The organism is Rhodobacter maris, from assembly GCF_900217815.1.
GTDB classification, from domain to species: Bacteria; Pseudomonadota; Alphaproteobacteria; order Rhodobacterales; family Rhodobacteraceae; genus Rhodobacter; species Rhodobacter maris.
Genome location: NZ_OBMT01000034.1, coordinates 1 through 4,711, shown reverse-complemented (window position 1 = coordinate 4,711; position 4,711 = coordinate 1). Strand labels below are relative to the sequence as shown.

General features: G+C 59.4%; 4 protein-coding genes. 3 read left to right on the top strand and 1 reads right to left on the bottom strand.

All coding sequences use genetic code 11. From position 1 onward, the window contains the following. Positions 1-79 precede the first annotated feature (79 nt). Complete coding sequence (locus CRO22_RS18210) at positions 80-685, bottom strand: SOS response-associated peptidase (RefSeq protein ID WP_097071562.1); 606 nt, start codon at positions 683-685, stop codon at positions 80-82. A gap of 408 nt (positions 686-1,093) precedes the next feature. Between CRO22_RS18210 and repA the strand changes: the two genes are divergently transcribed. The 3 genes from repA to repC all read left to right on the top strand — a co-directional run bounded on the left by repA (position 1,094) and on the right by repC (position 4,586). After that, on the top strand, positions 1,094-2,296 hold the full coding sequence (gene repA / locus CRO22_RS18205; RefSeq protein ID WP_097071561.1) for a plasmid partitioning protein RepA: 1,203 nt from the start codon (positions 1,094-1,096) through the stop codon (positions 2,294-2,296). Beyond that, positions 2,296-3,273: a plasmid partitioning protein RepB gene (gene repB, locus CRO22_RS18200; RefSeq protein WP_097071560.1), complete on the top strand. Its 978-nt coding sequence runs from the start codon at positions 2,296-2,298 to the stop codon at positions 3,271-3,273. Before repA ends, repB begins: the two co-directional genes overlap by 1 nt. A gap of 221 nt (positions 3,274-3,494) precedes the next feature. Beyond that, positions 3,495-4,586, top strand: coding sequence for a plasmid replication protein RepC (gene repC, locus CRO22_RS18195; protein WP_097071559.1), 1,092 nt, complete (start codon positions 3,495-3,497; stop codon positions 4,584-4,586). Positions 4,587-4,711 lie beyond the last annotated feature (125 nt).

Below are 4,711 nucleotides of genomic sequence, written 5' to 3'. Positions count from 1 at the left end.
TGACGCGGAAGCGTGGCGGCCCGGAGGGACACGCAGCCGCAGAAACTCCCGATCACGGAAGATCCTTCTCGTCGCCTGACTATTTCAGCAACCTGTTAAGGCCAAATGGAGCGACTGCGCGATGATCGAGCGCCACCAACGCTCCATGATCTGCTACATCATCGGCGCCTGATAGCCATGCATCGCGTTCGTCGACATTCAGGGCGACAGGCATCCGGTCATGCAGGCAACCCATCGCATCTGTCGCCGCCCGCGTCATAATCGTACAGGTCAGGAGATCGCGCCAACGGCTCGCCAAGCCGGCAAGGAACAGATTTGCCTCGTTTCCGGCAGGATGGAAGAAATGTGGCCGCCGGGCACCCTTGGGTCCGCTCCACTCGTAGAACCCGCCGACCGGCACCAAGCAACGTCCGTGCCGCCAGACCTGCCGAAACGTCGGTTTCTCGCGCGCGTCCTCGATGCGGGCGTTGAACGTTGCCGCCTTCCAGTCTCTCGGGTTGGCGCCATCGAACCACGAAGGGATGAGGCCCCAGCGCGCCTCCATCGCCATGAGGGGGCGCTTGGCGAGGATCACGACCGTCTCCGTCGGCTTGATGTTGAACCGGCCGCCGAACGGGTCGAGTTTGATTTGCGACATATTCACTTCAGTGTTGCGCAGATTGGGATCGATGATCCGGCCGCACATGATCCAGTCCCCCCCCCCTTGCTGATCGGCAAGGCGACAGAATGCCCGATCGCGGGGCAGTTGTCCTCCTCAGATCTGCCGGATGTCACGGCGGGGTCCAGCCTCACCAGCACAACCTTGGCGATTCGGCGCGCTGCATTTCGCCGACGGGTTGTATGACTTATGCAGGCCGCCACTACATTTGGTCGATACGACAGCGTCTAGAACGAAAATCACGTTAAATCAGCGCGTTATCAGCTTTGCTACCTGAAGCAGAACGGCACGAAGACTTTTGCGACGGCTGGATTTGCAAAAAACTGTTGTCTGGAGGAAAGTTGCGTGCAATGTCTAATGTTGTCGCGAAAAAGCGCAAACAACGCGTTTTCGCGACGAAACCACCAGGGCCCACCAAGAGGCCGAGAGGGCAGAATGAGCACATCGTCGAAACCGGCCGCGTCCGGATCTGTTGCCGCATCCATCGCCGCGAACGCCATCAGGCTGTCCGAGGCGCTCGACAACCATATGCGCAACAGCTTTCAACCCGAAAGCAAAAAGACGCTTCGGAAGTTCCAGCCCGCCGAGGTTTCGGAGCTGACCGGGATCAGCATGTCGAACCTGCGGACCCGGCATCAAGAAGGTGATTTTCCCGAGGTAGAAACGGACAGCCGCGGACGCAGGCTCTATTCCGCTGCCGAAATCGACCAGATCCGCCACATCATGGCCAAGACCGGGCGCAACGGCGAAGCCTACCTGCCCGGACGACGCTCTGGCGATGCGTTGCAAGTCATCTCGATCGTCAACTTCAAGGGCGGATCCAGCAAGACGACATCGGCCATCCACCTTGCCCAACGGTATGCGCTGCGCGGCTACCGGGTACTGGCGATCGACATGGATCCACAGGCCAGCCTGACGACGATGTTCGGCTACAGGCCGGAGATCGAATTCGCCGAGGGCGGGACGATCTATGACGCGCTCAAATACGAAGAGCCGGTCCCGCTCAGCCAGGTGATCCGCAAGACCTATTTCCACAATCTCGATCTGGCTCCGGCCGGGCTGATGCTCTCGGAATACGAGACCGAAACAGCCTATGCACTGCAACACAAGATCGACCCGCCTTTCACGCAGCGCCTCGCGATCGCTCTCGACGAGGTCGAAGCCAATTACGATCTCGTCATCATCGATTGCCCCCCGCAGCTCGGTTTCACCACGATGACTGCGCTTCTGGCCTCGACCGGATTGCTGATCACCGTCGTGCCCAGCATGCTCGACGTGGCCTCCATGGCGCAATTCCTTGAAATGGCGGGGGAAACCGTTCGTGCTCTGGAGGAAGCTGCCGGGCCGATCCATTGGAATTTCCTCAAGTTCTTGATCGCGCGCTACGAGCCGACCGATGTGCCGCAGTCCCAGATGGCAGGCTTCCTCCGCTCGATCCTGCTCGATCAGGTGCTGACCACGCCGATGCTGAAATCAACCGCGATTTCCGACGCCGGCATGACGCAACAGACGATCTACGAGATCGAGCCCTCGCAGGTTCTGAAGAAAACGCTCGATCGCATCCTCGAAAGCGTGAATGGCGTTGCCGACGAGTTCGAAAAGGTGATCCAGAAAGCTTGGGCACGGGAGACTGACTGATGGCGCGTCGCAACCTGTTTCAGCCCCCTGCCCCGCCGATTGCCGGCACCGTCGAGCAATCGGCGCCCGATAGCAAGGCACGCTTCCCGAACACAGGCGCCATGAGTGGCGTCAAATCCACGTTGAAGGATCTCTCGAGCAATGCGGTGCGCGAAATCGCGCCGGATATGATCGAGGAAGATGGCCCGAAGGACCGTCTGGCCTTTGCCGACTCCGACGTCGCACAACTCGCCGAGAGCATCCGTCTTCATGGTCAGCAAGTGCCGATCATGGTGCGTCCGATGGCCGAAAAGCCTGGCTACTACCGGATCGTCTATGGACGAAGACGGCTTCGAGCCCTGCGGCTGCTCGGCCAACCCGCGAAAGCGCTCGTCCGGGCGCTGAGCGACGACGAAGCGATCCTCGCTCAGGGCCAGGAGAATGCGCAACGTCTCGATCCGAGCTTCATCGAAAAATCGCTCTTCGCGGCAGAGTTGGCGGCAAGCGGCTATGAGACGGCGGTAATCCTCGATGCGCTGGCGGTCGACAAACCGATGCTGTCGCGCATGCAGAAGGTCGCTCGGAGCATCCCCGAAACCGTGGTCCGGATGATCGGCCCCGCGCACGGCATCGGGCGCCGCCGCTGGGAGGAATTGGTCGACTTGGTCAACAACCATGACCTTGATTTGACGGCCCTCGCGGAGGCAGCTTTGGCTCCGGCGAGCGAAACTTCGGATGGTCGTTTCGGGCAGCTTGCCGATGCGGCTGCTGCGGCCCTTCGTGAGCCACTTATCGCGACGAAAGCCCCCTCCCCTGCCCTGCCGATCTTGTCCGATGACGGAATACGGCTTGCTCAGGTCACGGATCAGGCCAAGGCGGTTACGGTGAAGCTTTCGAAGACCGAGGCCCCCGAGTTCGCAATGTGGTGGCTGGAGAATGCGGAGGCCGAATTGAGGCGCCTCTACAAGGAATGGCAGTCGACGAAAAAAGCCGACTGACGAGGCAAGAGCAGCAAAGAAAGGAGCACGAACGCAACCCGAAAAGTGAAAGAGCCCCCCAAGGTCATCCTCGGAGAGCCCCATCTGTCTTTTGCACCTTCAGATGTATCAGCTTCTCCGCAGCAGTCAACAACAACCGATTCGGTTGCCGAATCATTTTTGCCTTTGCGCAAGAAGTGATGGCCAGAGGGCCTCTCGAGCCCGGTTTGCCGTGAAAATCGATGGCATTCATCCAAGCAAACGCAGCCTTTGGTTTGCGGGCGTCTGAAGTGTTGTCCGCGGACAACGCTCCGCCCGAACGTCACATCATCATCGAAACCCTGCAAGCCGCAGCACCGCTTCTGGGCTTGAAGCCGACTGTCCTCGCGACGCTCAACGCGATGCTCTCCTGTCTCGCGCCAAAACGAAACCACAACATGGTCTTTGCGTCCAACCTGACGCTCAGCGCGCGCCGCAATGGGGTCTCAGATCGAACGCTGCGCCGCCATGTAGCTGCGTTGATGGAGCTCAATCTCCTCGAGCGCAAGGACAGCGCGAACGGCAAACGATTCACGAAGTACGATCCCACACACAAGCAATCGATCCATTTTGGCTTCGATCTGAGCCCGTTGTTTTGCAAGCTCGACGAGATCGCAGCGCTCGCGGTTCGCGCGCGCGCACAAGCGGAAGAGATTGCCTATCTCAAATCGAAACTCCGCGCGCAGATCCGACCGATGCTGGAGGCCGATCCCAGTGACAATCGTGCGCTCGATATCCTGCGCCGTCTTCGCAACAAACTGACGGTCGAAGAGCTGTCCAGCATGTCTGCGGCGCTGCCCGACACTGTTGGAGGAACCGCCGATGATGGTGGAAAACACTCTTTGCGAGCGACGGTAATGTCCGCCAGCAACGGCCAAAATGTCCGCCACCATCAGAAGTCAAAAAAAGAAAATACTGAAGAAGAAGCTGCGAGCCCGAATGACGAAGCGCCCGGAGAGAGCTTTTCCCTTCCCGAACTGATGGAAGCCTGTCCGGATGCCGCATCGTTTTCGCTGAGAAGCATTGAGGATTTTGCGGATGTGGTCACACATGCCCAGACGCTTGCACCGATGATTGGGATCGACGGCGCCGCGTTGAGACAGGCCGAGCGCTGCATCGGAACTCTGCCAAGCGCGATCACCATTTGGGCAATCGTTCAGTTCCATGACCGGATCCGAAACGTTGGCGCTTATTTCCGGTCACTGACGAGCGGTGCACGAAGCCACGAATTCAATGCGGTGAGGCTGGTGAAGCGATTGAGCAAACTCTCGGAAACACATCTCGTGACAGCGTAAGTTGTCCGCGGACAACACGCTTGGCTGAGGGAAAGTGAGAGAGGGGCTGTTTGAGGGGTGACGGGAAGTGAGATCGGGAGAGAGGCTTCCGGCGCCCGTCGCGGAGAAGATCTGATGGCGAAAGC

Excerpts from the sequence above, each read along its gene's own strand:
- CRO22_RS18210 (WP_097071562.1), bottom strand. The coding sequence starts at position 685 with ATGTGCGGCCGGATCATCGATCCCAATCTGCGCAACACTGAAGTGAAT.
- repA (WP_097071561.1), top strand. The coding sequence starts at position 1,094 with ATGAGCACATCGTCGAAACCGGCCGCGTCCGGATCTGTTGCCGCATCC.
- repB (WP_097071560.1), top strand. The coding sequence starts at position 2,296 with ATGGCGCGTCGCAACCTGTTTCAGCCCCCTGCCCCGCCGATTGCCGGC.
- repC (WP_097071559.1), top strand. The coding sequence starts at position 3,495 with ATGGCATTCATCCAAGCAAACGCAGCCTTTGGTTTGCGGGCGTCTGAA.